Origin of the sequence: Streptomyces sp. NBC_01445, from assembly GCF_035918235.1 — a bacterium.
Lineage (GTDB): Bacteria > Actinomycetota > Actinomycetes > Streptomycetales > Streptomycetaceae > Streptomyces.
On sequence record NZ_CP109485.1, the window covers coordinates 9,863,775 to 9,889,888 of the forward strand.

Here is a 26,114-nt window from a genome sequence, read left to right on the forward strand (position 1 = left end):
GCCGCCTTCCGCACGGTGCCGACCGCGCTCACCGAATCGGCCGCTGTGCGGGAGTGAGTCACGGTACGTGCGACGGGCGTGGGCTGCCGCCGTAGGCATCTGGCGGGGGACGTTCGTGCAACCTGTGTCCAACTATCGAGCCAACCCCTGCGTCTGCCGGCCGAGGGCCTCTTCGAACTGGGCAGGCTGGTGCAGGTATTCGCGGGTGAGGGCATCGTCAGACACAGTAACCTCGGGCCATGCCCGAGACATCGGTCGCGCACTTCTACGACGAACTAGCCGATGACTACCACCTGATCTACGCAGATTGGGACGCGAGCATCCGTCGGCAGGGGGACGCTCTGGACGCCCTGATCGGCCAGGACCGCGCGGCGGTGCTCGACTGCTCCTGCGGAATCGGCACGCAGGCCATTGGCCTTGCGCTGCGGGGGCACCGCGTCACCGGGACCGACCTCAGCCCGCGCGCCGCCGCCCGTGCTGCCCGTGAGGCCACCCGCCGTAGCCTCGGACTGCACACGGCCGCCGCCGACATGCGGCACCTCCCCTTTCCCGATGGCCGGTTCGACACCGTCGTCTGCGCCGACAACTCGCTGCCCCACCTTCTGACGGAGCAGGATGTGCACACAGCGCTGACCGAGATGCGCCGCGTGCTGCGTCCCGGCGGCCTGCTGTTGGTCAGCACCCGCCCCTACGACGAGCTGCTGCGCGAGCGCCCCGCTTCGACGCCTCCGCAGGTCCACCGGCTCGCCGATGACCCAGACGGCGGAGAAGCCGTCACCTTCCAGCTCTGGCACTGGCGTGACGACGGTGAGCGCTACGACTTGGAGCACTTCCAACTCAGGCCGACGGGCGAAGAGTGGCGCGTCCGGGTCCGCAGGACCGCCTACTGGGCGCTCAGCCGGGACCGGCTGACCGGCCTCGCCGCCGCGGCGGGGTTTACGGACCTCGGGTGGCGGATGCCGCGGGAGACAGGCTTCTTCCAGCCGCTGCTCGTGGCGCGCGCTGACACTTCCTCGGGCCTGGCCGTCTGACTGATCACCCACCGCCACGTCCAACGCCTCTGTCAGACCCCTAGGACCCTTCCAAGGAAGGGTCCTTCGAAGACGCGCCCTTCGGGTACCGGACGAAGAGGACGCCCTGGACCTCGCCGTCCGGTGCGCTGTAGAAGTGCGGGGCGTCGGCCGGCCAGTGGGCGTGGCCGCCGGGTCCGGCCGTCTGCGGCGCGTCCGGCAGCCCGACGACCGCTGTTCCGGAGAGCACCATCAGGCTCTCCGTGGTGTGCGGGACATGCGCGGCCGACTCCTGGGTCGCGCCGTCGGCGATGGTGACGCGGAAGACGTCGGTGGCCGCGCCCTCGTCCTCGTACCGCTCCAGGAGAACCGCGGTGACGGCGCTGCCGGAGACTCCGCCCGCGCCCGCCGCGACGCCGGGCGGTGGGTCGTCGAGGACGGCGCTGACCGGGCGGTCGAGCGCGGTGGTCAGGGCGTAGAGCGTTTCCAGGGTGGGGTTGCGCCGGCCCGTCTCGAGTTCGGAGAGCGTGCCCTTGCCGACGCCTGAGCGGCGCGCGAGCTCCGACAGAGACAGGCCGGCGTCCTGCCGCAGCCGCTTCAGCCTGCGGCCCACCTCGTCGTTCAGACCCATCTGCCCGGTTCCGTCCGTTTCTGCGCCCACCGGCGCTTTGACGTGCCGCCACCTGCGTCCTTAGTGTTCCACAAACAGAACGTTCCGTTTACGGAACACTCGGAACCCGCTCTCCCGCACCCCTTTTCGGAAGTGATGCCCGCATGTCCCCGCTCGCCCGTATACGCGCCACCGCACCGCCCTCGGCCGTGGCGGCGGGGCTCATCGCGGTCACCGTCGGCGTGACCAGTGCCGCTGCCATCGTGTTCACCGCGGCTCGGGCCGCCGGGGCGGACGCGCGCGAGGTGTCCTCGTGGATGCTGGCGCTCGGCGTCGGGATCGCCGTGACCTGCGTGGGCCTGTCGCTGCGGCACAAGGTCCCGATCGTCACCTCCTGGTCGACACCGGGAGCCGCGCTCCTCGCCACGAGCCTGAGCGGGGTGTCCATGGAAAAAGCCGTGGGCGCGTTCGTGTTCAGCGCCGTGCTGATCATGGTGAGCGGTCTGACGGGGTGGTTCGCGCGGATCATGGACCGTATCCCGGTGCCGCTGGCATCGGCGCTGCTGGGCGGTGTGCTGCTTGAGTTCGGGACGGGGCTCTTCTCTCAGATGGGCGGCAGTTTCGCCATCGCGTTCCCGGTGTTCGTGCTGTATCTCCTCGGGCGTCGACTGCTGCCGCGCTACGCGGTCCTCATTGCGCTCGGCGGCGGAGTCGTCGCCTCCGTCCTCACCGGGGGCTGGCATCTGGAACGGGTCCGACTGTCCCTCGCGCAGCCGGTGATCACGGCTCCCGAGTTCGACTGGAAGGTGCTGATCAGCGTCGGCGTGCCGCTGTTCGTCGTCACCATGGCTTCGCAGAATCTGCCGGGGGTTGCCGTGCTGCGCGGCTCCGGCTATGAGGTGCCCGTCTCGCCGGTCCTGACGTGGACGGGTGCGGTGCAGGCGGTGCTCGCGCCGTTCGGGGCGTTCGGCATCAACCTGGCGGCGATGACCGCCGCGATCTGCACCGGCGACGGGGCCCACCCCGACCGGCAGCGGCGCTACCTCGCGGCCGTGTGGGCGGGTGTCTTCTACCTGTGTGTCGGCCTGCTCGGCGCGACCGTCGCCTCGCTGCTCACCGCGATGCCGCACGCACTCGTCCTGGCCGTCGCGGGGGTCGGCATGCTCGCCACGATCGAGGCCTCCCTGGCAAGTGCCCTGTCGGACCCCGGATCCAGGGAGGCGGCCGTCGTCACCTTCCTCGCCACGGCCTCGGGCGTGACGCTTCTCGGCATCGGGTCCGCGTTCTGGGGGCTGCTCGCGGGCGTGCTCACCAGCGTCATCGTGTCGGTGGGACGGCGGCGAGGGGCCGCCGCGTCCGCGCCGGCCCCTAAGCCGGTCACGGCAGCCTCGCGCACACCTGAGCGAACCTCCGCGTGAACACCGACCACGCCGAGACCGCCGCGCCCTCGTCGGCCATGGCCTCGGCGTGCAGCCGGTCCCTGTCATAGCCCTGCCGGGCCAGCAGCTCCCGGTCCCACCCGGCGATCCGGTCGGCCTCCGCCTCAGGGTGAAACTGCACACCCCAGGCCCGCGCCCCGACCCGGAACGCCTGGTGGGGACAGGTCGCGCTGGACGCCAACCAGGTGGCGCCCGGCGGGAGTTCGGTGATCGCGTCGACGTGCCGTTCGATCGCGGGCGCCGTCGCGCCCAGCCCGTACAGCAGCGGATCGTCGGCGGCTTCGGGGCGCAGCCGGATCTGTGTGCTGCCGAACTCGGGCTGCCCATGATTCGCCCGTACGCTGCCGCCCGCGACCTGTGCGAGCAACTGGCCACCGAGGCAGATGCCGAGCACGGGCGAGCCGTCGTCCAGTGACTGCGCGACGAGCCGGCGCGTGGCGGGGAGCCAGGGTGCGCGCTCGTCGTCGTCCGGCAGGAAGCCGCCGCCGAGCACGAGGAGCGGCCTGCCGTCGAGCGCCTCGGGCAGGGCCTCACCCTCGTAGGGACGCAGCACTTCGAGACCGAGTCCCGCGTCGCGCAGCCAGGCACCGACCCGGCCGGGACCGCCGGTCCTGGTGTTCTGTATGACCACAGTGGTCTGTGGGCCTGGGCCCGGTGCGTGCGAGGGCGTCATTGCCTCAGCTCCCCTGCTCGGCATCTGCGTTCGCTGCCTTGATCCCTACGTTGATCAAGGCAGCAGATCAGGGCGCGACGCGCGACGTCAACGGTCCGTCGGCCGCCTTGCTCCGAGGGCCAGAGGGTCCGGAACTGCGGGTCGCCGGGGCGAGCCCGTCCCAGGAGGCGATGCGGCGGTCGGGAAGCATATTTGGAAAGGCCCTTGACTAATCCCGGCCCGAAGCCGAAAGAATCAGTCCGCTCAAGTTGCTTTCTGGTGAGTCGTGTTGGCTTCGAGGGGACCCGTTCATGCATGTCACCCGTAGATCCGTGCTGGCCGCGAGCGCGGCCGGCTCCATGGCCGGGACGTTCGCGGTGCCCGCGCCCGGCGCGGCCGCCGCTGACCGCACCGGTCCGGTCGGCCGCCGCACCGTGGACCTGGCCGACGGCTGGCGCTTCGCGCTCGTCAGCCCCGACGGCATCGCCGACCCGACGGGCGCCTACGCCGGCGCCGAGCGCCCCGGCTTCGACGACGCGGACTGGCGCGCGGTCGCGGTCCCGCACGACTGGAGCATCGAGCAGACCCCCACGACGGAGCACAACACGACCAGCGGCACCGGCTTCCTGCCCGGCGGACTCGGCTGGTACCGCAAGAAGTTCACCGTCCCCGCCGCCTACGCGGGCAAGCGAATCTCCGTCGAGTTTGACGGCGTCTACATGGATGCCAACGTCTACGTCAACGGCGAGCTCGTCGGCAACCACCCCTACGGTTATACCGGTTTCGCCTACGACATCACCGACCTGCTGCACTCGGACGGCGCCACCGCCAACGTGCTCGCGGTCGAGGTCCGCAACCGGCTGCCCAGCAGCCGCTGGTACTCGGGAAGCGGCATCTACCGCCGTGCCCGCCTGGTGGTCACCGAGCCGGTGCACGTCCAGCGCTGGGGCACCTTCGTGACCACGCCCGACCTCGCCGCCGCCCTCGACAAGGGATACGCGACGGTCGACGTCCGCACGGCCGTCGCCAACGACTCCGGTGAGACCGCGCCGGCCGTCACGGTCGTCTCCACTGTCCGCGACGCCAAGGGGCGACGCGTCGCCCGCAGCGAGTCCGTGCTGCGCGACGTGGGCGCGGACCCGGCAACGGCCCACGCCCGACTCACCCTCCACAAGCCGCAGTTGTGGTCCATCGACACGCCCGGCCACCGCTACACCCTCGTCACCGACCTGCGTGTGGACGGCCGCACAGTCGACACGTACCGCACCCGGTTCGGCGTGCGGCACGCGACCTTCGACCCGGACCACGGCTTCTCGCTCAACGGCACCCACGCCAAGCTCAAGGGCGTCGACCTCCACCACGACCTCGGCGCCCTCGGTGCCGCCGTCCAGCCGGACGCCGTCCGCCGCCAGCTGACCATCATGAAGTCCATGGGCGTGAACGCGCTGCGCACATCCCACAACCCGCCCGCCCCCGAGGTGATCGAGGCCTGCGAGGACCTGGGCATCGTCATGCTCGTGGAGGCCTTCGACTGCTGGCGCACCGGAAAGAACCCATACGACTACGGCCGGTTCTTCGATGCGCACAGTGACGCCGACATCGCCGAAATGGTGCGCGCCGCCCGCAACTCGCCCGCCGTCCTGATGTGGTCGATCGGCAACGAGATCCCCGACTCGACCCGGGCCGAAGGCGTGGACATGGCGCGGCGGCTCGTCTCTGACATCAAGGCCCTCGACACGACCCGGCCGATCGTCATCGGCTCCGACAAGTACCGCTCGCTGCCCTCCGCCGGGTCGCCCGCGGACCTGATCCTGGCCGAGCTTGACGGCCTCGGCCTCAACTACAACACCGCCGCGTCCGTCGACGCGCTGCACGCCCGCTACCCGCACCTGTTCCTCTTCGAGTCCGAGTCGTCGTCGGAGACGTCCACCCGTGGCGCGTACCAGGAGCCCGAGCACCTCAACACCGGGGAGAACCACACCCCGGGCCGGCGCGCCACGTCCAGCTACGACAACAACCTTGCCTCGTGGACGATGAGCGGCGAGTACGGCCTGAAGAAGGACCGCGACAGGCGCTTCTTCGCGGGCGAGTTCCTGTGGTCCGGCATCGACTACATCGGCGAGCCGACCCCGTACGACGTGTTCCCCGTGAAGGCGTCGTTCTTCGGCGCGGTCGACACGGCCGGGTTCCCCAAGGACATGTACCACCTCTTCCGCAGCCAGTGGACCGATGAGCCGATGGTGCACCTGCTGCCCATGGACTGGACGACGCACAAGCCCGGCCAGGAGGTGGAGGTGTGGGCGTACGCGAACGTCGCCGAGGTCGAACTCTTCCTCAACGGCCGTTCCCTGGGCGTGCGTTCCTTCGACGCGAAGAAGACCGTCGACGGCCGCGCCTACCTGGAGACGACGGAGGCGACACACGACGACAAGACGGTCACTTCCGGCCCCTACCCCGGCAGTTACACGTCGCCGAACGGCAGCGCCGGCAGGCTGCACCTGTCGTGGAAGGTTCCGTACGCGGCAGGCGAGTTGAAGGCCGTGGCCCGCGCGGGCGGGAAGGCCGTGGCGACGGACGTGCTGCGCACCGCCGGGACGCCGCACGCCGTGCGCCTCACCGCCGACCGCAGGTCCGTCGCCGCCGACGGGCGTTCGCTGGTCTTCGTCACGGCCGAGGTCGTCGACGCGCGCGGCGTGCTCGTCCCCGATGCCGAGCACCTCCTCGAATTCGCCGTGAAGGGCGGTGGGCTGGCGGGTCTGGACAACGGGCGGCAGGAGAGCGCCGAGCGGTACCAGGCCAGTACGCGCACCGCCTTCCACGGCCTCGCGCTCGCCATGGTGCGGGTGGCCACCGAGCCGGGCGCATTGACCGTCACGGCCGCTGCCGACGGGCTGCGCACCGGCAAGGTCTCCGTGCGGGTGGCGGGACCGGCGGGCGGGCCCGTCACGCGGGCCGAACCCTTCGCCCCCGACCCGGGTCCCGGAGCATCCAAATACCCGCTCGCCGACGCGAGTTACTCCGGCGCAACCGGCACTCTCCCCGCCGCGATGCTCGACGGGGACCCCGCGACCCAGTGGTCCAACTCCTTCCAGAAGGCGGCCACCGCCCTGCTGCCCGCCTTCGCCGGCGCCCGGCCCACCGACTGGGTGTCGGTGGCATGGGCGCAGGAGCGCGAGATCGGCCGGGTCGAAGTCTCTTTCACGGTCGACGCGAAACACTCCCTGCCCGCCTCGGTCGACGTGTCGGTCTGGGACGGAAAGGGCTACGTCGCCGTGCACGACGCCGACATCGACTGGGCGACGGCGTCCGGTGAGCCCACTGTCATCACCTTCGACGCGGTACACGGCAGCCGTCTCCGCCTGGACCTGACCAGCGACAGGCCCGGCGAACCCGCCGGTGCGTTCGGGATCGTCGCGCTCGACGTGGCAGCCTCATGAGCGACGCGAGCGGGTTCGACCACGCCTGGCTGCCCGACGAGGCGCTGCGCGGCATCGGATCACGGCGCGTCGTGATCGAGGGCGACGGCCCGCTCGTCGACACGCTGCGCGCCGAAGTCACCTACGCCCAGGGCCAGTTCGGAACATTGCAGGGGGCCGGAGACGTCGTGTTCCGACTCGACGGCGATGCCGACACCGGCCCCGAGGGTTTCACCCTGACGCGGTCCGGCGGGCGCACCACTGTCACTGCCGCCGCTCCGGCCGGCCTCCTGTACGGCTTCTTCCATGTCGTGCGCCTCGGCGCCGCCGCGTTCACCGACGCCCCCGAGCAGACCCACCGCCCCGCCCTCTCCCGGCGCATGCTCAACCACTGGGACAACATCGACGTGCATCCCGTGATGGGCCAGGTCGAGCGCGGCTACGCGGGCGGCTCGCTGTTCTGGGAAGACGGACGGGCGCGCGGGGACCGCGACCGGGTCCGCGCGTACGCACGGCTCCTCGCGGCCTGCGGGATCAACGCCGTCTGCGTCAACAACGTCAACGTCCATGGGACCGAGGCCCGACTCCTCACCGACCGCATCGGTGAAACAGCCACCATCGCGGGTGAGTTGAGGAAGTACGGCATCCAAACCTACCTCTCCGTCAGCTTCGCCGCGCCCGTCGTCCTGGGCGGGCTCGACACCGCCGACCCACTCGACGACGGTGTACGGGCCTGGTGGCGGAGGGCAGCCGACCGCGTGTACGCGCACATTCCTGACTTCGGCGGCTTCGTCGTCAAGGCCGACTCCGAAGGACAGCCGGGTCCCTTCGCCTACGGCCGCAGTCACGCCGACGGCGCGAACCTGATCGCCGACGCGCTCGCCCCGCACGGCGGCACCGTTCACTGGCGGGCCTTCGTCTACAACCACACACAGGACTGGCGCGACCGGACCACGGACCGGGCGCGCGCCGCGTACGACCACTTCGCCGCGCTCGACGGGCAGTTCAAGGACAACGCGGTGCTCCAGATCAAGCACGGACCGATGGACTTCCAGGTCCGCGAACCCGTCTCGCCGGTCATCGGCGCCCTGCCCCACACCCGGGTCGCGGTCGAGCTGCAGGCCACCCAGGAGTACACCGGGCAACAGCGGCACGTGTGCGCGCTCGCCCCGATGTGGTCCGGGGTGCTCGGCTTCCGGCCCGAGGGCGAGAACGGCGCCACCGTCGGCCAACTCGCCGGCGGTGGCGGCCTGGTGGCCGTATCGAACACCGGATCCGACCCCTACTGGACCGGGCACCCGCTCGCCCAGTACAACCTGTACGCGTTCGGCCGCCTGGCCTGGCAGCCGGACGCCGACCAGGAGCAACTCCTCGACGAGTGGACCGAGTTGACGTTCACACCGGAACGCACCGCCGACCCCGAGCGGCTGCGCTCCGGCCTGCGTGCGGTACTGCGCGGGTCCTGGACGACGTACGAGAAGTACACCGCGCCGCTGGGCGTCGGCTTCATGGTGCAACCCGGGCACCACTACGGGCCCAGCGTCGACGGGTACGAGTACAGCCCTTGGGGCACCTACCACTTCGCAGACCGCGACGGCCTCGGTGTCGACCGCAGCCGCGCCACCGGCACCGGATATGCGGCCCAGTACGCGAAACCCTGGTCACAGACGTACGAGACGCCCGAGAGCTGCCCCGACGAGCTGCTCCTGTTCTTCCATCACGTCCCGTACGGGCACGTCCTGCAGAGCGGCAAGACGGTGATCCAGCACATCTACGACACCCACTTCGAGGGCGTCGAGGAGGCCGAGACGGCACAAGGAGTGTGGGCGTCGCTGGCCGATCTGATGGCGCCCGCGCGGCACGCCCGGGTGGCCGAGCTGTACGAGGAGCAGCTGCGCAGCGCCCGTGAGTGGCGCGACCACGTGAACAGCTACTTCCTGCGCAAGTCCGGGATCCCGGACGCGGGCGGGCGCCGCATCCACTAGCCGGTCCTGCGCCGGTCTACTCGAGGCGCAGTACGCACACGCCCAGCGGGTCGAGCGTGAGGGGCTCGCCGGGCGCGTACGCCTTGCCCGTCAGGAGGTCCGTCGCCGACTCGTGGACCGTCAACTCCGCCCCCGACGAGGTGTGGTTGAGAAGGAACAGCAGGCGCGTCCCGTCGGGTGCGACGCGGGTCGCCGTCTCCACGCCGGCCATCTCTGCGTACGGACCGACGAGACCGTGTCGGGCGAGCACCTGGCGCACCACCCGGTCCGTACCCGCATCGTCGAGCTGCGTTGCCACGTACCAGCCCTCGCCACCGCGCTCCCCGAAACGGTTTCGGGTGACGGCGGGCGTTCCGGCGTAGAAGTCGGTGGTGTAGGCGGCGACGGGCTCGGCGCCCTGCGGCACGACGAGCTCGAAGACCAGGCGGGCCGGTGAGCGCAGGTCGCCGAAGTCGACCGGGTTCGTCACCTCCGCCGCCCGGGAGTCCCACTCGTCGACCCGAACGCCCATCAGCGGCCCGAGCGGGCCCGGCACATCCGTGAGGAAGGCGCGGTCGTGTTCGTCGCCGCGCCCGGACAGGTAGGTCGTCACCACGGTCCCGCCCCGCTCCGCCACCGCCTCCAGACGTGCGGCCAGGTCTCCCTTCACCAGGTGCAGCAGGGGTGCGAGGACCACGTCGTACGCAGACAGGTCCGCTGTCACGGGGACGACATCGACGTCCGCGCCCGCCGTGCGCGCGGCCCGGTAGTAGGAGTGCACGACATCCTGGTAGCGCACCAGCCGCGACGGGCCGTCCGACATCTCCAGCGCCCACCAGCTGTCCCAGTCGAAGAGCAGCGCGGTCCGCGCGGGCGTCCGGGCGCCGAGCGTGACCCCGCCCGCCTCAGCCAACTCCCGCCCCAGTGCCGCCACGTCCCGGAAGACGCGGGTGTCTTCACGACCCGCGTGGCCGATGACCGCCCCGTGGTACTTCTCGCACGCCCCGCGCGAGGCCCGCATCTGGAAGTACAGGATCGCGTCCGCGCCGTGCGCCACCGCCTGCCAGCTCGCGAGCCGCAATTCGCCGGGCCTGCGCAGCGGATTGACGTCGCGGCAGGCTGTGGTGGACGGCGTCTGCTCCATCAGCCAGAACGGGGCGCCGCCCTTCAGGCCGCGCATCAGGTCGTGCGCGAGGGCCGGCCAGGTCGGCGGTGCGTCCAGCGGCGGATAGCTGTCCCACGACGCGAAGTCGAGATGCGGTGCCCAGCGGTGATAGTCCAACGGCCGGTACATCCCCATGAAGTTGGTGGTCACGGGGATGTGCGGACTGTGGGCGCGCACGGCCTCCTTCTCGGCGATGAAGCAGCCGAGCAGCGCGTCCGTGCTGAACCGGTGATAGTCAAGCGTGATGCCCTGGAACGCCGTGTGGTCCGGGCCACGCCAGTGCTCGGTGAGGGCGCTGGGCGGCTCGATCTCGGACCAGTCCGTGTAGCGGTGCGACCAGAAGGTCGTCCACCACGCGTCGTTCAGGGCGTCCAGCGAGCCGTACTTCTCCAGCAGCCAGCCACGGAACGCCTCCGCGCACAGACCGCAGTAACAGATGCCGCCGTACTCGTTGTTGATGTGCCAGGCGAGCAGCGCCGGATGGTCCGCGTACCGCTCTGCTATCCGTCCCGCCAGCGTCGTGGACAGGCGGCGGTACGCCGGCGAGCTCGGACAGAAGTTGTGCCGCTGCCCGTAGCCGTGCCGGTGGCCCTCGAAGTCGGTGCGGTTCACCTCCGGGTGGGCCTTCGCGAGCCAGGGCGGCAGCGCGGCCGTGCCGGTGGCCAGGACGATGCGCCGCCCCTCGGCCGCAGCCCGGTCCACGATCCGGTCGAGGACCGTGAAGTCGTAGGTGTCCGGGGCAGGTTGGAGCAGCGACCACGCGAACACGCCCACCGTCAGCGTGTCGATCCCGGCTTTGCCGAACAGGCGGTGGTCAGCCTCCCAGACCTCCTCGGGCCACTGCTCGGGGTTGTAGTCACCGCCGTAGGGGATGGCGGGGGTGGCGGGCACGCCGTTCATGCGGTGAAGTCCTCCTGGGTCTCGGCGATGATCGGACGGCTGGAGTGCAGCAGCGACAGGAGCAGTACCGGAGCGAGCAGCAGAGGAAGCGCCTCGGTCCACCACAAGGTGGCCGCGGTCGCGACGACGAGCAGACTGGCCGCGCCGAGTGTCGCCCGGCCGTGCCGCAGCAGGAAGTATCCGGCGAGCCGCGCCGTGTCGACGGCCCGGAACGTGAACAGGGACGTAAGCACCAGCGCGTGCGCGCCCCAGAGAAGCGCGCCCACGCCGATGACCCCGAGCAGTACCGCCCACCAGCCGGGCAGTCCGGTCGAGGCGAAATGGGTGAGGCCGTACGCGATGACGGTCAGCCAGGCGAGCAGCGGAACGCATATCCGCAACGCGGCGGCGGAGTTGAGGCGTAGCCCTCGCAGGTAGGCGCGGGCCGGACGCAGTTCCGTCAGGTCGCGGCTGCGGTGGTGCAAGGCGTACAGGGCGGCGGACAGGGCCGGGCCGAGCGGCGCGAGGCACAACGCCGCGAGCGGCAGGTTCGCCGGGTCCGCACCGAGGAACAGGAGCCCGAACAGGCTGGGCGCCAGCGTGAGCAGCAGCAGACCCTCGACGGTCAGCAGCGTGTGAATGAAGGCGCAGGCCCGCGACAACGGTCCGTCACCGAAGACGCGGGAGGCGCGCGGCAGGGCCGCCCCGGGGGAGCCGGCCTGTGCGGCGCTCATCCGGAACCCCCGCCCCCGAGGATCCGGCCCTCGTCCCACCAGTCGGGAGACTCCTCGATCACCGGGCTGAGCTCGACCAGCGTCACCTCGTGCCGCTCGAGCGTGAGGCAGACGTCCACCCTGAACCCCTCGATGGGCAGCCGGAGATGGGACCTACCCGGTTCCGCGGCGTCGTGCAGCATGTCGAGCTGGTGCGGGCGTGGTGAGCGTGGGCTGCCCATCCGGCGCCACGCGGTGTACGCGTTGCCGCGCTCCTCGTCGACGCTGGAGCGACGCAGGAAGACCGCGCCGCGCTCGGCGCCGCCGACCGGGACGGACAGCCGCAGCGTGTGCTGGTCTGTCCCGGGCGGCGCCCACGCCAGAACCGTGACCCGTCCGTCGGGGTGCCGGGTGACGAGATGGTCGTCGCCACGGGCCAGCACATCACGACCCATGCGGGCCATGAACGCGTACAGGTGGTACGTGGGCTTCCTGACCTGGCGGTGCGTCAGGAGACCGAAGCCGCCGTGGAACAGCGCCGTCGGAACCCCCACCTCCTCGAACATGTCGCTGAACGTCCAGTACGAGAAGGAGTCCACCAGATCCCCGCCGGCCGCCAGGACCGGAGCCAGGTACGCGGCGTGAAAGGCCGTGTCGTGGACCGGGTTGTCCGGGCGGTAGGAAGAGTTGAACTCCGTGATGTGGACCGGGAGTTCGGCCAGCGGTGTGCCCTTCAGCTCGCGCCGCGGGGCCCCGAACTGCTCCAGCAGGCGCTCGGCCGGGGCCAGCGTCTGGTAGGTACCGAACGGCACCGGCTGCGCGGGCCCCGAGGTGTACGCATGGCGTGACACGAAGTCGACCGGCAGATCCCGCCGCTCCACGAACTCCGCGAACCGCCCGAGCCAGCCCTCGTCCGCGCCGGGCGACACGGCGGGCCCGCCTACCTGGAGCGACGCGTCGACGTCCTTCACCGCATGCGCCGTCACCTCGTACAGGCGGTGGTACGCCGCCTGGTCGGCGCCCTCCCAGAAATCCGGCAGATCCGGCTCGTTCCACACCTCGACGGGCCAGTCGCGCACCTCCTCCAGGCCGTAACGGTCCACGAGGTGGGTCAGTGTCGCGCGCACCAGGTCCGCCCATTCCCGGTGTGAGGAGGGCGGCGTCACATTTCCCTGCCACCAGAAGACGGTCTGCCCGCCGGACGCCAACTCGTCTGGCATGAAGCCGAGTTCGAGGAAGGGACGGATGCCGAGTGCGAGGCAGGCGTCGACGACCTGATCGACGTAGGTGAACGAATGATGCACCTGCCGGGCGCCCTGCCACTCGTACGGCCGGTACACGCCCATCCCGTCGCTGAACAGCCCGTGCCCGCGGATGTGCCGGAAGCCGATCTCCTTCTGGAGCAGCGCGAGGGAGTCCTGGTAGTCGCGGCGCAGGGCGAGTTCGAGGCGGCCCGTGCCGACGCACGCCCGCCACGCCTCGGAGAGGACGCCCTGCGACTCGGCCGGGACGCGGATCATGCGTTGTCCTTCTTGTACCGCTCGTAGGCCTTGTTGTGCAGATCCACGAGCTGCTGCATGTTCTTGGCCTTCAGCTCGGTGACGTAGTCGTCCCACTCGGACAGCGGCCGCTTGCCGAGCGCGAACTTGAGGGTGTTCTGGTTCATGTGGTCCGTGAGCGGCGTCTCCCAGAGCGAGGCCTGCTCCTGCTCCGCGGACAGCAGCGGGTGGGCCGGGGCGATCGGCGTCTGCTTCCGCGAGGCCATCACGTCCTGGAACTTCTTCTCGTCCGGGCTGAACGAGGAGGACACCAGCTGCCAGCTGCCGCCGTAGGTGAAGACGCCGTTGAAGAAGCCGTAGTCCTTCTGCAGATCCTTGGGGGCCTTGGGGTCGGAACCCATGAGGCTGATGCCTGGCTTCAGCTTGTACTGACCGCCGGACCCGGTGTACGTGACGCCCTCGACGCCCCACTTGCAGAACGCCTGGCCTTCGTCCGAGTAGAAGAGCCAGTCCGTGAACTGCATCAGCGCGACGAAGTTGTCGCTCTTGAGCGCCTTGCTGGAGATCATGAGGCCGTTCTCCAGGCGGATGCCGCCGAGCACGACTTCACCGGCCGGGCCGATCGGCACCGGAATCATCTCGATCTTCGCGCCCTTCACCTGCCGCTCGAGGTTGTAGCGGTACTTCTGCACCAGCTCCTGTGGGTTCGCGCTGATCGCGAAGGACTTCTCCGCCAGCAGCTTCTTCACCGCGTTGTCGTCGGTCTGGGTGAAGCTCTCGGGGTCCATCAGCTTCTCGGCGACCAGCTTGCGCAGATACTCGATGACCTGCCGGAACTCGTCCGTCGCCCCGGTGAAGACGAACTTCTGCGTCTTCGTGTCGAAGGTGATGTTCTCGTACGTCCAGCCGGCCCGGACGCCGTACGCCTGCCCGAGATAGCTGAGCAGGGCGGCCGCCGGGAAGACGGTGTTGGTGCTCCAGCGGTCGGAGAGGGGGTAGCTGTCGGGGTACTCCGCCTTGATCGCCTTGAGGACGTCGTACACCTCGTCCCACGTCGAGGGCAGGCTCACGCCGATCTTGTCGAGGACGTCGGTGCGGAAGGACAGCGAGTATCCGGACTTGGGCTTCTCGTGGAGCCCGGGCAGCAGGTAGTACTTTCCGTCGGACTGGCGGATGGAGTCCAGCTCGGGCTCGAGCTTCCAGCGCTTGACCTTGTCCTGGAAGTTGGGCATCAGGTGCACGTACTCGCTCACCGGCAGGATCGCGCCCGAGGAGACGAACGCGACCTCGGAGGGGTGGTACGTCTTGGGGATGAGGAAGGGGGCGTCGCCCGAGCCGATCAGCAGGCTGCGCTTCTTCTCGTAGTCGCTCAGCGGGACGTCGACGGGCTGCAGCGTGATGCCGGTGCGCTTGGTGACCTCCTTCCAGAACAGCCAGCTCTTCTTCGTCGGGTACGTCGGGTTGTTGTTGTGCAGGACGGAGAAGGACAGCGCCTTGGGCGCCTTGAACTGCTCGCCGGCGTTGTACTTCTTCATGGCGCCGTTCTGCTTCTTCGACAGGTCCTTGCTGTCGCCGCCGTCGTCACCACTGCCGCAGCCGGTGAGTACGGCGAGTCCGGCGAACCCCGCCGCGGCGAGCAGCGACCTTCTCGACAGCTGGCCTGTATTCGTCACGTGAACTCCCTTGTTCTACAAGTCTGTTGAGGCGTGATTGCGTTCATGCGTGAAGTGGTTGCGCTCAGCCCTTGACCGCGCCGAGCATCACGCCCGAGACGAAGTACCGCTGCACGAAGGGGTATACGGCGAGGATCGGCAGCGCCGTGAGCACGATGGTCACGGACTGGATGTTCGCGGCGGCCTGGGTGAGCTGGTCGGCCGCGGCCCCCGCGTTGCCACCCTCGGTGGCGCCCGCGATGAGGTTGCGCAGATAGACGGTGACCGGCATCAGATCGGCCCTGTCCATGTACAGGAACGCCGAGAACCATGAGTTCCAGAACGACACCGAGTAGAAGAGCACCATGGTCGCGATGACGGCCTTCGACAACGGCAGGACGATCCGCAGCAGAGTCCCGTACGAGCTCAGGCCGTCGATCTGCGCGGCCTCCTCGAGCTCCGCCGGCATGTTCTCGAAGAACGCCTTCATCACCAGGAGGTTGAAGACGCTGATGGCGTTCGGCAGGGCGATCGCCCAGATCGAGTTCTTCAGGCCGAGGCTGGTGATCAGCACGTAGTTGGGGATCAGGCCACCGGAGAAGAACATCGTGAAGACGGCGATGCCGACGAGGAACGTACGCCCGCGCAGGTCCTTCTTCGACAAAACGTATGCGTAGATCGTGGTGAGGGCCATGGCGACAGCGGTGGAGAGCACCGTATAGAGGACGGTGTTCCCGTAGCTTCGCCAGAACGTCCCGTCCTGGAAGACGATCCTGTACGTGGTGAGGTTGAAGCCCTTGGGCCACAGCGTCACTTCGCCCGCCCGGATCTGGTGCTCCCCGCTGAACGAGCGGGCGACGATGTTGATGATCGGGTAGAGCGTGACCACCACGACCAGCGTCAGGATCACGGCGTTGAAGCCTTGGAAGACACGGTAGCCGCGGGTCGGGCCGGTCACGGTCGTTGCGGTGCGCGGCCCGGTCTGGATGCTTACCACAGGCTCGTCCCCACGGTCTTGCGCGACAGCCGGTTCGCGGACGTGATCAGCAGGAGGCCGATGACCGCCTCGAACAGGCCGATGGCGGCGGCATAGCTGAAGGAGTTCGACTCGACACCGGTGCGGTACAGATAGGTGGAGATGACGTCGGCCGTCGGGTACGTCAGCGGGTTGTAGAGCAGCAGGATCTTCTCGAAGCCGACCACCATGAACGTGCCGATGTTGAGGATCAGCAGCGTGATCATGGTGGGGCGGATGCCGGGGAGCGTCACGTGCCAGGTCTGCTGCCAGCGGTTCGCGCCATCGATCCGGGCCGCCTCGTACAGGTCCTCGTCGATCGTGCTCAACGCGGCGAGATAGAGGATCGTGCCCCAGCCGGCCGTCTGCCAGACCTCGGAACCGACGTAGATCGTCCGGAACCAGCCGGGCTCCTGGATGAACCGGACCGGGTCGTGGCCGAACGTCGTGAGCATGTGGTTGATCGGGCCGTCCGACGCCAGCATCTGCACCGTGATGCCCGCGACGATCACGATGGACAGGAAGTGCGGCAGGTACGAGATCGACTGCACGAATCGTTTCAGTGCGGTGCGCCGGACCTCGTTGAGCAGCAGGGCCAGCACGATCGGCACCGGGAAGCAGAACAGCAGCGTCAGCAGGCCCATCCAGAGCGTGTTCCGGAAGACCTGCCAGAACGACGGGTCGCTGAGGAACATCTGCACATAGCGCAGGCCCACCCACTCCTCGCCGAGGATCGAACCGCCCGGCTCGAAGCGGCGGAACGCAATCACGTTGCCGATCATCGGCAGATAGCGGAAGACCAGGAAGAACAGGATCGGCAGCACCGCGAGGGAGTACAGCTGCCAGTCGCGGCGCAGTGATCGGCGCCAGGAACGACGGCCGGACGGAAGCTTCTTGTCGGGCGGCGGGTCGGGCGGGGCGCCGGTGCGGGGCTGGCTGCCCGTCATGGTGGAGGAGCTCATGCAGGGCCTTTCGTCACACGGGCAGGCAGAGGTCATCACAAGGGCGGGGAACGAGTACCGAGAACTTTCGGGAATCTTCCGGTAACGTCGCCGCAACCTAAAGCCGCTCCCGACCCCTGTCAATGGGTGCCGCATCAATGGGAGTTGGCTCCGTGACCGGCTGTGAGGTGCCTGTGCCCGCCTTCGACCTGCCCCTGGACGAACTCCAGCGCCACCGACCCGAGCCCGACGAACCCGCCGACTTCGACGCGTTCTGGCAGGCCACGCTGAAGTCCGCCACCCACCCCGAACCCCTGATCCGCGTCCGACCCGTCGACAGCGGCCTGCGGCTCGTCGAGAGCTGGGACGTCACCTTCCGCGGCTTCGCCGGCGACCCCGTCCGCGCCTGGTACACCAGGCCCGCGGACGGCGGCGAACTCATGCCCGCAGTCGTCGAGTTCGCGGGCTACGGCCGCGGCCGCGGCCTCCCGCACGAGCGCCTCACCTGGGCGAACGCCGGATACGCCCATCTGCTCATGGACAACCGTGGCCAGGGCGACCAGTACGGCAACGGCGGCGCGACCCCCGACCGGCACGCGGCCGCGCCCGGCGGCCCGGGACCTGCGGTGCGTGGGCTGCTCGACCCGCACGACTACCACTACCGCCGCCTGATCACCGACGCGGTGTGTGCCGTCGCCGCGCTGCGAGCCCTGCCCGGCGTCGACCGGGACCGGATCGCCGCGGTGGGCAACAGCCAGGGCGGGGGAGTCGCCCTCGCCGTCGCCGGACTCGTCCCCGATCTCGCCGCGGCCCTGGTCACGGCGCCGCTGCTGTGCGGTATCCGGCGCGGACTCGACCTGACGGATGCAGGGCCCTACGGCGAGATCGCCGCCTACCTCGCCGTACACCGGGGAGCGGAGGATGCCGCATACCGCACGCTCGGCTACGTCGAGGGCATCTCGTTCGCCCGCCGCGCCCACGCCCCGGCCCACTTCGGAGTCGGCCTGCGCGACCAGGTCTGCCCGCCCAGCGGTGCATACGCGGCGTACCACCGCTACGGCGAACTCACCGGTGCGGACCCCGCCCGGGAGATCCACGCCTACCCGTTCAACGGCCACGAGCACGGCGACGCCGTGCACGTCCGTCGCCAAATGACCTGGCTGCGCGGGGTGCTGGGAGCAGAGGGCGCGTAGATTCAGGGCCAGGCGTTCGGCGGGTCGGACAAAAACCCGGCTTGACCGGCGCATGGTCGACGGCATGTCCTACGGTTTCCGGAAGACATCCGGAGAACTTTCAGGATGCAGAGGTCGATGGAGGTGGGGAACGTGGCCCGGGTTGGCGGCAGAGGCAAGGCAGCCACGCAGAGCCCGGACGGGCCGGCCAAGGTGACGATCACCGAGATCGCCCGGGAGGCGGGGGTGTCGGTCCCGACCGTCTCGAGGGTCGTCAACGGGCGCTCCGACGTGTCGCCCGCCACCCGGGCGCGGGTCGAGGATCTGCTGCAGCGGCATGGGTACCAGCGGCGCCCGCCTGCGCCCGGCGACCGGGCTGCCCTGCTCGACCTGGTCTTCAACGACCTGGACAGCCCTTGGGCGGTGGAAATCATCCGGGGCGTCGAGGAGGTCGCGCACGAGGCGGGGGTGGGCACGGTGGTCTCCGCGATTCACGACCGGGCGGGCGCGGCCCGGCAGTGGATGACGAATCTGCGGGCGCGCGCGTCGGACGGGGTGATCCTCGTGACCTCGGTTCTCGAACCGGGGCTGCACGACGAACTGCGGCGCCTGGGTGTGCCGTTGGTGGTCGTCGACCCGGCCGGTTCGCCGGCCACCGAGGCGCCGACCGTCGGTGCCACGAACTGGGCGGGCGGGATGGCTGCGACGGAGCACCTGCTGGGGCTCGGTCACCGCCGGATCGGGTTCATCGAGGGCCCGCCCCGGCTGCTGTGCTCGCGTGCCCGGCTCGACGGGTACCGGGCCGCGCTGGACGTGGCCGGTGTGCCGGTCGATGACGCGCTGATCGTGCCCGGCGACTTCTATCACGAGTCCGGATTCACCGGCTGCAACCAGCTGTTGGACCTGACCGAGCCGCCCACCGCCATCTTCGCCTCCAGTGACCAGATGGCGCTCGGGGCGATCGAGGCGCTGCGCCGGCGCGGGCTGCGGGTGCCGGAGGACATGAGTGTCCTCGGCTTCGACGACCTTCCGGAGGTGCGCTGGTCGGCGCCGCCGCTCACGACGGTCCGTCAACCGCTCGCGGAGATGGGCAAGCTGGCGGCGCGCTTCGTCCTCGACCTGGCCCGGTCCGTCGCACCGGCCTCGTCGCGGGTGGAGCTCGCGACGGAACTGGTGGTCAGGGCCAGTACGGGGGAGCCCCGGCAGGTCTGACGCGCTCGGCATCCATCGGGGGTGTCAATGGCCTTTTTTGTCAAGGCCGTTGACACCCCCTTCGTGTGTCCGTAACTTCCGAGGCCATCCACCGATAGTTTCGGATCCCTTCCGGAAGGTGTGTCATGCCAGCCTCCGTTCCCTGTCCCGCCGCCGCGCCCGGGACGCCGTCAGCGTGCCCGGCCTCGGCATCGCGGTGCTGACGTCCCGCGGCGACTCGGCCTCCGGCTCCAAGGACGGCTCGGGCCGGACCGTCGTCGAGCGGTGCCACATCCGGACCGCCGAGCCCGTCGGCAGTCGCTTCGTCGTCACCACGCACTCCACGCCCAACTGCCGGTGACCACCGTCATCCTGTGCCGCTTCTTCCGTGATCCCCGACGAACTGGAGGAGATGGTCGCCCTCGACGGCTGTCTGCCGTCCGGCTGCTTCTGGCGGATCCTGCCGCCGATGGCGCGGCCCGCGCTCGGCACAGTCTCCGTGCGCGCGATCGCCGGCAGCCGGCGCACCTTCCTGCTGACCATGGCGAGATCCAAGTACGCACAGACGCGCCACCGGGCCGGAGACGTACGGGCCCTGGAACTGCTGGAGTGCCCTGCGCTCGCCTTCTGCGCGGTGGCCGAACGGCAGCTGACCGGCGGCATCACCAAGGGCGCGACCAAGGGCTGACCGGCTACCGGCCCACCACCGGGCCCACCGCAGGTGCGACAGCGCCTCGCCCGAACTTCACCTGCTCGTACCGCACTTGAGGAGTTCCATGGCTCAGCCCTGGCAGGACACGACCCTGCCCGCCCACGTCCGGGCGGCGGACCTGCTCGCCCGGATGACCCCCGAGGAGAAGACCGCCCAGCTGTCCAGCGTGTGGCTGGGCGCCGACATCGACACCGGCACCGCCGCGGTCGCACCGGGCCAGCACGCGTACGTGGCCCGCAGCGCTGCCCTCGACGCCCTGCTCCCGCACGGCCTCGGACACCTCACCCGCCCCTTCGGTACCGTCCCCGTGGAGCCGGCCGAGGGCGCCGCCCGGCTCGCCGAACTGCAGTCGCGGATCCGCGCGGGCAACCGGTTCGGCGTGCCCGCCATCGCCCACGAGGAGTGCCTGACCGGATTCTCCGCCTGGCAGGCCACCGTCTTCCCGACCCCGCTGGCCTGGGGCGCCACCTTCGACCCGGCCCTGGTGACCGAGATGGCGCAGGCCATCGGCGCGTCGATGCGCGCGGTCGGCATTCACCAGGGCCTCGCTCCGGTCCTCGACGTCGTACGGGACCCGCGCTGGGGCCGCACCGAGGAGGCGATCGGCGAGGACCCGTACCTCGTCGGCACCATCGGTACCGCGTACGTACAGGGCTTGGAGGCCGCCGGGATCGTCGCGACCCTCAAGCATTTCGCCGGGTACTCGGCCTCGCGCGGCGCCCGCAACCACGCCCCGGCCCCGCTCGGACCACGCGAGCTCGCGGACGTCATCCTGCCCCCGTTCGAGATGGCGGTGCGCGACGGCGGCGCCCGCTCCGTCATGCCCGCCTACAACGACATCGACGGCCTGGCCGCCCACGCCCACCCCGGCCTGCTCACCCAAGTCCTGCGCGAGGACTGGGGGTTCACCGGCACGACCGTCGCCGACTACTTCGGGCTCTCGTTCCTGCAGTCCGCCCACAAGATCGCCGACTCGCCCGCGGAGGCCGCCCGGCTCGCTCTTGCTGCCGGGGTCGACGTCGAACTGCCCACCGCCCGCTGCCTCACTGCCGCAGACCACCTCCCTGAGGACCTCCTCGACCGGGCGGCATTGCGCGTCCTCACCCAGAAGTGCGAGCTGGGCCTCCTCGACCCCGACCACGAACCGGCCGCCGGCGACGCTCCCATCGACCTGAACTCCCCACACCTGCGCGACCTGGCCCGCAACGCGGCGCAGAAGTCCGTCGTGCTGCTCGCCAACGACTCCGGTGTCCTGCCGCTCGACGACGGCCTCCGCATCGCCGTCGTCGGACCCCTCGCCGACGAACAGGCGGCCATGCTCGGCTGCTACACATTCCCCCGGCACGTCGGCGTCAACCACCCCGAACTGCCCACCGGCATCGACGTACCGACGTTCGCCGAGGCGCTGCGCGCGGAGCTGACCGGGGCCGTGTTCGTCGATGACCCGGCGGCGGCCGATGTGTGCCTGGCCGTCGTCGGTGACCGCTCGGGCCTGTTCGGGCGAGGCTCGTCCGGCGAGGGCTGCGACGCCGAGGACCTGGAACTCCCGTACAGGCAAGGAGAGTTGCTGGATGAGGTACTCGCCTCCGGGACGCCGACCGTGATCGTCGTGCTCAGCGGGCGGCCGTACGCCCTGGGCCGCTGGGCGGACCGGGCCGCCGCCGTCGTGCAGGCCTTCTTCCCCGGACAAGAGGGTGGCGCTGCCGTCGCGGGCGTCCTGTCCGGGCGTGTCGAGCCGTCGGGCCGGCTGCCGCTCGGCGTCCCGCGCACCCCCGGAGGCCAGCCCGCCCCCTATCTCGCGCCGCCGCTGGGCCGCCACGGCGACCCCAGCAATGTGGACCCCACCGCTCTCTACCCGTTCGGGCACGGCCTGTCGTACACCACGTTCGCCTGGGACGTCGAGCAGTGCGACGCCCCCGAACTGCCCACCGACGGTGAGACCACCCTGCGCCTCACCGTCCGCAACACCGGCGACCGCCCCGGCACCGAGGTCGTCCAGCTCTACCTCCACGACCCGGTCGGCACGGTCGCGCGGCCGGAGATCCGGCTCGTCGGCTATACGCGGGTCCCGCTCGACGCGGGGGCGTCCGCGGAGGTCCGTGCAACGTTCCCGGCCGACCTCGCCGCGTACACCGGCGCCGACGGCCGCCGAGTCGTCGAACCCGGAGCCCTCGAACTACGCGTCGCCGCGTCCAGCGCCCACGTCCACCACACCGTGCCGCTCACTCTCACAGGGCCGGTGCGGGAGGTCGGGCACGAGCGGCGGATGCGGTGCGAGCTGCGCGTGAAGTGACGCGCGCGGCGCCGCGCGAAGCAAGGTCAACCACCCACCCCCGCCCTTCAGCTGAGGAGCCGCACCATGCGCACACCCGCACGCCGTACCCGAGCCAGAGCCGCTGCTTTCGCCGCGTCCACGGCCCTGCTGCTCGGTCTCGCCGCGGTCCCGGCCGCCCACGCGGACGGCGCCCGGCACCGCGCCGCCACGCTCGACGACCTGGCCCAGCGAACCGGCCGCTACTTCGGCTCGGCCGTCGACAACCCCGAGCTCGACGACACCGCGTACGCCGACCTGCTCGGCAGCGAGTTCGGCGCCACCACCCCCGGCAACGGCATGAAGTGGTACGCCACCGAACCCCGGCGCGGCGTCTTCGACTTCACCGCCGGCGACGAGATCGTGGCGTACGCAAAGTCCCGCCATCTGAAGGTGCGCGGCCACACCCTGCTGTGGCACAGCCAACTGCCGAGCTGGCTGACGGACGGCACCTGGACCGCCGACGAACTGCGCTCGATCCTCAAGAACCACATCACGACCGAGGTGAAGCACTACAAGGGCAAGGTCTTCGCCTGGGACGTGGCCAACGAGATCATGAACGAGGACGGCACGTACCGGGAGAACATCTTCTACAAGACGCTCGGCCCCGGCTACATCGCCGACGCCCTGCGCTGGGCGCACGCCGCCGACCCCAAGGTCAAGTTGTACCTCAACGACTACAACGTCGAGGGGCTCGGCGCGAAGTCGGACGCCTACTACACGCTGATCAAGCAGCTCAAGGCGGATCGCGTCCCGATCGACGGCTTCGGCATGCAAGCCCACCTCGCCCTGCAGTACGGCTTCCCGACCGACATGCGGGGCAACATCCAGCGCTTCGCCGACCTGGGCCTCGACGTCGCGATCACCGAACTCGACATCCGGATGATCCTGCCGGCCGACGCTGCCTTGCTGGCCCAACAGGCCGACTGGTACGCCCAGGTCACCGACGCCTGCCTGGCCGTGCGGCGCTGTGTCGGCATTACGCTGTGGGGCTACTCCGACCGGCACTCGTGGATCCCGTCGGTCTTCCCCGGCCAGGGCGCGGCGCTGCCCTGGGACGAGAACCTCCAGCGCAAGCCCGCGTACGGCGCGATCGCCGGCGCGCTCGCGGCCGCCGCGAGGTCGGCGGCCGGACACTGACCGCCGGCTGACGACCGGGGCGCGTACCCCGAAGGCCCCATGAGCCCTCGGGGTAAGCGCGTCGGTCACCCGCGGCCGTGGCTCACGGGATACGAGTGGCCGACCGCGATCTCGTCGATCCTCAGCTGGTGGTAGAAGGGGACGACGGTCGCCGCCGACCAGGTGCTGTCCACCTCCAGCCTGATGTAGCGGGCCGTGGTGTCCAGGTCGATGTAGCGGGTGCTGCGGGCGCTCTCCATGACGCCGGTTTTCACCGGCTCGCCCCAGTGCTCGCCGTCGTCACTGACGAAGACCTTGTAGTCCTTGATCCGGGCCGAGTCCTCCTTCCTGCCGAACGACTCACGGTTGTAGGTGGGCGACCACTCGGTCTGGTTCACGGCCAGGTACCGGGCCTTCTTCACGCCCCCGAGATCCAGCGTGACCGAGACGGGCACCTGCGCGTTCGAGTCCCAGTACCGGGTGAGGTCGCCGTCGGTGAGGTTCGCCGCCGGGTGGCCGTCCTTCGTCGACGTGGCGGTGGCCCGCACCGTGTGGGACGGGTACAGGCCCTGGCGGTGTCGCTCGGTCTCCACCTTGAACACCGTGTCGTACGGGTCCCAGGTGTTGATGCCCTTGAGCGTCACGCTTCCGTCGCGCTGGTCGAAGGCGATCCGCTTGCCGGTGCGCAGATCGCTGATCCGTTTCACCTTGGTGCCGTTGTCGCGAAGGATGAGGGTGCCGGTGTCGGCGCCGCTCGGCCGCGTCGTGACGTGGATGAACTGGCGTGCCGGGTCCTTCTTGCTCACCGTGGTGTAGCCGTACGCCCCGTCGTTCCAGGCGCCCGGACGCAGCCCGCCGTACAGATAGCCGCCGCCCTCCACGCCGTGCAGCGACTCCCGGATCGGGTCGAGATACTTCGACAGGTAGTCGGTGAACGCCTGCTGCTGGGGCGGGAACGTCCCGTTCACCTGGGCCTGGAGGTCCATCAGGGACTTGTACGACGTCCCCGCGTTGGCCACGTAGCGGCGGATGTTGAGCGCCGTGTCGACCGGACGGTCCTGGCCGTCGTACCACCAGGCGCCGCTCGAGGGCACTTTGTAGCAGGACTCCGTCAGGCGCGGCATGGACGTCCAGTACGCCGCCGGCATGTCGTAGTCGGGCGTCATGCCGGTCTTCTGCTCGTTGGACACGGTGTCCATGATCGGTGTGTCTTCGTTGTTGTTGCTCAGGAGCATGTCCGGGCGCTGCTCGCGGATCTGCTCGTAGAGGTGGTGCTGCTCCCAGTACTCGTTGTCGTTGTCGATCCAGAAGCCTTTCAGGTCCGGGTAGTTGTGCATCACTTCGAAGAAGTTGTCGTAGCTGAACTCGCCGAAGCCGGGCCGGGTCGTCAGATCGACGTCCTCGCCCTTGTACGCGGAGTAGGCGGCGGAGTCGAAGGACTCGCGGCCCTGCTCGTCGTGCCACTGCGGATCGTCGGTCATATAGAGGATGACCTTGATGCCCTTGGTCTTGGCCGCCTCGATGAGCTCACCGAGGATGTCGCGCTTCGTCGAGCAGCTGCCGGGGATCTTCGACGGCCAGGGGCGGGCGTAGCCCAGGCGACTGTGGAAGGTGGCCAGGACGATGTAAGAGCCGTGGATCTTCTGCGTCTCCTTGACCCAGTAGTCCGGGTTCCAGCCGCTGTCGTTCACGGCCTTCTGCCAGGAGTCGCAGTCGTAGTGGGCGGGCTGTGTGTACATGCCCCAGTGCAGGAAGAGGCCCGCGGTGGAGTTGCGCAGCCAGGTCTGGCGCGGGTTGAACATGCCCGGCACCGGGTCCGCCTGCGCGGTGGCGGTCGTGCCGGTGGCCGTGGCCGCGGGGGCGGATGCGGGGGTGAGCAGGAGGGGGCTGAACAGGGCGAGCAGGGCCGCCCACAGGGCCCACAGGCGCCGTGGCCGGCGCGCTGGTCTGCTGGACATGAGGGGTTGTTCCTCCTTCGGGTGCAGCACCGCGCGGGCGCCGGGACAAGGCACGTGCTGTGCAGGCGAGTTGGTGGACCTCCTGGGCGCCGCCGGCGTGCGCCCGGGCGAGGGGGTACAGCTCGTCCGGACGACCCGGCTTCACCTCGCCGTCGAGCAGCACGGGGCACAGCCGCTGCCACTGCCGCAGCCAGAACGTCACGACCTCGCGGCCGCTCTGGAGTCAACTCGCCTAGAGACCAGGACAGTTGTGGGACTGCGTGCAACGCGGACTGGATCTGCCGGGCCGACACCTCGGCCGATGCGTCCGGGTCCCATATCAACGTGTCCGAATGGACGGCGCCGCCGGGCGTGCAGAGCGCCGCGTCGATCGTGCGGATCCGGTTCGCGGTGGAGTCGGCCGGGCAGTCGGTGGCGCGCAGCAGATTCCCGTGCGCGCTCATGCCGGGGCCGAGATAGGGCTCTGGCGCAGTTCGACCAGCGGCCGCGTGGGCCCAGCGCGCTGAGGTCCCCGAGCGGCAGGGCCATCGCGGGCCCGACCGGGTCGCCGCCGTCGTCCGCGTACACGGTGGCCTCGTCGAGGAAGTCCAGCTTCGGGCCGTCGAGGCCGTGGTCGGCGACGAGCCGGGTGCACGCCTCCAGGATGTGTGTGCGCACCCGGGATTCCCTGGGGGCGAGGAGGTGTGCGCCCGGCGC

General features: G+C 70.0%; 18 protein-coding genes and 1 pseudogene. 10 read left to right on the forward strand and 9 right to left on the reverse strand.

The window, feature by feature from the left end:
• The first annotated feature begins 239 nt into the window (after window positions 1-239).
• Entirely contained in the window at window positions 240-1,031 is a 792-nt protein-coding gene (locus tag OG574_RS45130; protein WP_326777997.1) for a class I SAM-dependent methyltransferase, read from the forward strand.
• Window positions 1,032-1,071: 40 nt separating this feature from the next.
• Here OG574_RS45130 and OG574_RS45135 read toward each other — a convergent pair whose 3' ends face one another.
• On the reverse strand, window positions 1,072-1,641 hold the full coding sequence (locus tag OG574_RS45135) for a helix-turn-helix domain-containing protein (RefSeq protein WP_326777998.1): 570 nt from the start codon (window positions 1,639-1,641) through the stop codon (window positions 1,072-1,074).
• A gap of 143 nt (window positions 1,642-1,784) precedes the next feature.
• On the opposite strand from OG574_RS45135, the gene OG574_RS45140 reads away from it, so the two are divergent.
• Window positions 1,785-3,038, forward strand: a complete 1,254-nt coding sequence (locus tag OG574_RS45140) for a benzoate/H(+) symporter BenE family transporter (RefSeq protein ID WP_326777999.1) — start codon at window positions 1,785-1,787, stop codon at window positions 3,036-3,038.
• On the opposite strand, the gene OG574_RS45145 is transcribed toward OG574_RS45140, so the two are convergent.
• The gene (locus OG574_RS45145) at window positions 2,998-3,732 is read right to left on the reverse strand and encodes a type 1 glutamine amidotransferase (RefSeq protein WP_326778000.1); all 735 of its coding nucleotides are present in this window, start codon (window positions 3,730-3,732) and stop codon (window positions 2,998-3,000) included. The genes OG574_RS45140 and OG574_RS45145 overlap by 41 nt on opposite strands.
• A 290-nt stretch (window positions 3,733-4,022) precedes the next feature.
• Between OG574_RS45145 and OG574_RS45150 the strand changes: the two genes are divergently transcribed.
• Complete coding sequence (locus OG574_RS45150; protein WP_326778001.1) at window positions 4,023-7,148, forward strand: glycoside hydrolase family 2 TIM barrel-domain containing protein; 3,126 nt, start codon at window positions 4,023-4,025, stop codon at window positions 7,146-7,148.
• On the forward strand, window positions 7,145-9,112 hold the full coding sequence (locus OG574_RS45155) for an alpha-glucuronidase (RefSeq protein ID WP_326778002.1): 1,968 nt from the start codon (window positions 7,145-7,147) through the stop codon (window positions 9,110-9,112). Before OG574_RS45150 ends, OG574_RS45155 begins: the two co-directional genes overlap by 4 nt.
• A 16-nt stretch (window positions 9,113-9,128) precedes the next feature.
• Here OG574_RS45155 and OG574_RS45160 read toward each other — a convergent pair whose 3' ends face one another.
• From OG574_RS45160 to OG574_RS45185, 6 genes are all read right to left on the reverse strand, one after another.
• Window positions 9,129-11,156 (reverse strand): beta-galactosidase, encoded by a 2,028-nt coding sequence (locus tag OG574_RS45160; RefSeq protein ID WP_326778003.1) that lies wholly within the window; start codon window positions 11,154-11,156, stop codon window positions 9,129-9,131.
• A complete protein-coding gene (locus OG574_RS45165; protein WP_326778004.1) occupies window positions 11,153-11,869 on the reverse strand; it encodes a hypothetical protein in 717 nt (238 codons plus the stop codon). Before OG574_RS45165 ends, OG574_RS45160 begins: the two co-directional genes overlap by 4 nt.
• Window positions 11,866-13,368 carry a GH39 family glycosyl hydrolase gene (locus OG574_RS45170; RefSeq protein ID WP_326778005.1) on the reverse strand — a complete coding sequence of 501 codons (1,503 nt, stop codon included), beginning with the start codon at window positions 13,366-13,368 and terminating at the stop codon, window positions 11,866-11,868. Before OG574_RS45170 ends, OG574_RS45165 begins: the two co-directional genes overlap by 4 nt.
• Window positions 13,365-15,020, reverse strand: coding sequence for an ABC transporter substrate-binding protein (locus tag OG574_RS45175; protein ID WP_326778006.1), 1,656 nt, complete (start codon window positions 15,018-15,020; stop codon window positions 13,365-13,367). The genes OG574_RS45170 and OG574_RS45175 overlap by 4 nt, the downstream gene beginning before the upstream one ends.
• Window positions 15,021-15,084: 64 nt before the next feature.
• Window positions 15,085-15,957, reverse strand: a complete 873-nt coding sequence (locus OG574_RS45180) for a carbohydrate ABC transporter permease (RefSeq protein ID WP_326778007.1) — start codon at window positions 15,955-15,957, stop codon at window positions 15,085-15,087.
• A gap of 32 nt (window positions 15,958-15,989) precedes the next feature.
• On the reverse strand, window positions 15,990-16,976 hold the full coding sequence (locus OG574_RS45185) for an ABC transporter permease (RefSeq protein WP_326778008.1): 987 nt from the start codon (window positions 16,974-16,976) through the stop codon (window positions 15,990-15,992).
• Between the two features lie 173 nt (window positions 16,977-17,149).
• Between OG574_RS45185 and OG574_RS45190 the strand changes: the two genes are divergently transcribed.
• The 6 genes and pseudogenes from OG574_RS45190 (at window position 17,150) to OG574_RS45215 (ending at window position 23,481) form a co-directional block, all read left to right on the forward strand.
• The gene (locus OG574_RS45190; RefSeq protein ID WP_326778820.1) at window positions 17,150-18,148 is read left to right on the forward strand and encodes an acetylxylan esterase; all 999 of its coding nucleotides are present in this window, start codon (window positions 17,150-17,152) and stop codon (window positions 18,146-18,148) included.
• A 132-nt stretch (window positions 18,149-18,280) separates the two neighbouring features.
• Window positions 18,281-19,339, forward strand: a complete 1,059-nt coding sequence (locus tag OG574_RS45195) for a LacI family DNA-binding transcriptional regulator (RefSeq protein ID WP_326778009.1) — start codon at window positions 18,281-18,283, stop codon at window positions 19,337-19,339.
• Window positions 19,340-19,457: 118 nt separating this feature from the next.
• Window positions 19,458-19,679 carry a hypothetical protein gene (locus tag OG574_RS45200; protein WP_326778010.1) on the forward strand — a complete coding sequence of 74 codons (222 nt, stop codon included), beginning with the start codon at window positions 19,458-19,460 and terminating at the stop codon, window positions 19,677-19,679.
• Window positions 19,670-20,006, forward strand: a pseudogene (locus OG574_RS45205) (carbohydrate ABC transporter permease); the annotation flags it as partial. The gene OG574_RS45200 and the pseudogene OG574_RS45205, both read left to right, overlap by 10 nt.
• Before the next feature lie 88 nt (window positions 20,007-20,094).
• Complete coding sequence (locus OG574_RS45210; protein WP_326778012.1) at window positions 20,095-22,323, forward strand: glycoside hydrolase family 3 N-terminal domain-containing protein; 2,229 nt, start codon at window positions 20,095-20,097, stop codon at window positions 22,321-22,323.
• Between the two features lie 66 nt (window positions 22,324-22,389).
• Window positions 22,390-23,481, forward strand: a complete 1,092-nt coding sequence (locus tag OG574_RS45215; protein WP_326778013.1) for an endo-1,4-beta-xylanase — start codon at window positions 22,390-22,392, stop codon at window positions 23,479-23,481.
• 65 nt (window positions 23,482-23,546) lie between these two features.
• Here OG574_RS45215 and OG574_RS45220 read toward each other — a convergent pair whose 3' ends face one another.
• Window positions 23,547-25,418: an alpha-L-fucosidase gene (locus OG574_RS45220; RefSeq protein WP_326778014.1), complete on the reverse strand. Its 1,872-nt coding sequence runs from the start codon at window positions 25,416-25,418 to the stop codon at window positions 23,547-23,549.
• Window positions 25,419-26,114 lie beyond the last annotated feature (696 nt).

Excerpts from the sequence above, each read along its gene's own strand:
- OG574_RS45160 (WP_326778003.1), bottom strand. The coding sequence starts at position 11,156 with ATGAACGGCGTGCCCGCCACCCCCGCCATCCCCTACGGCGGTGACTAC.
- OG574_RS45210 (WP_326778012.1), top strand. The coding sequence starts at position 20,095 with ATGGCTCAGCCCTGGCAGGACACGACCCTGCCCGCCCACGTCCGGGCG.
- OG574_RS45220 (WP_326778014.1), bottom strand. The coding sequence starts at position 25,418 with ATGTCCAGCAGACCAGCGCGCCGGCCACGGCGCCTGTGGGCCCTGTGG.
- OG574_RS45165 (WP_326778004.1), bottom strand. The coding sequence starts at position 11,869 with ATGAGCGCCGCACAGGCCGGCTCCCCCGGGGCGGCCCTGCCGCGCGCC.
- OG574_RS45150 (WP_326778001.1), top strand. The coding sequence starts at position 4,023 with ATGCATGTCACCCGTAGATCCGTGCTGGCCGCGAGCGCGGCCGGCTCC.
- OG574_RS45215 (WP_326778013.1), top strand. The coding sequence starts at position 22,390 with ATGCGCACACCCGCACGCCGTACCCGAGCCAGAGCCGCTGCTTTCGCC.
- OG574_RS45155 (WP_326778002.1), top strand. The coding sequence starts at position 7,145 with ATGAGCGACGCGAGCGGGTTCGACCACGCCTGGCTGCCCGACGAGGCG.
- OG574_RS45135 (WP_326777998.1), bottom strand. The coding sequence starts at position 1,641 with ATGGGTCTGAACGACGAGGTGGGCCGCAGGCTGAAGCGGCTGCGGCAG.
- OG574_RS45130 (WP_326777997.1), top strand. The coding sequence starts at position 240 with ATGCCCGAGACATCGGTCGCGCACTTCTACGACGAACTAGCCGATGAC.
- OG574_RS45145 (WP_326778000.1), bottom strand. The coding sequence starts at position 3,732 with ATGACGCCCTCGCACGCACCGGGCCCAGGCCCACAGACCACTGTGGTC.
- OG574_RS45170 (WP_326778005.1), bottom strand. The coding sequence starts at position 13,368 with ATGATCCGCGTCCCGGCCGAGTCGCAGGGCGTCCTCTCCGAGGCGTGG.
- OG574_RS45140 (WP_326777999.1), top strand. The coding sequence starts at position 1,785 with ATGTCCCCGCTCGCCCGTATACGCGCCACCGCACCGCCCTCGGCCGTG.
- OG574_RS45185 (WP_326778008.1), bottom strand. The coding sequence starts at position 16,976 with ATGAGCTCCTCCACCATGACGGGCAGCCAGCCCCGCACCGGCGCCCCG.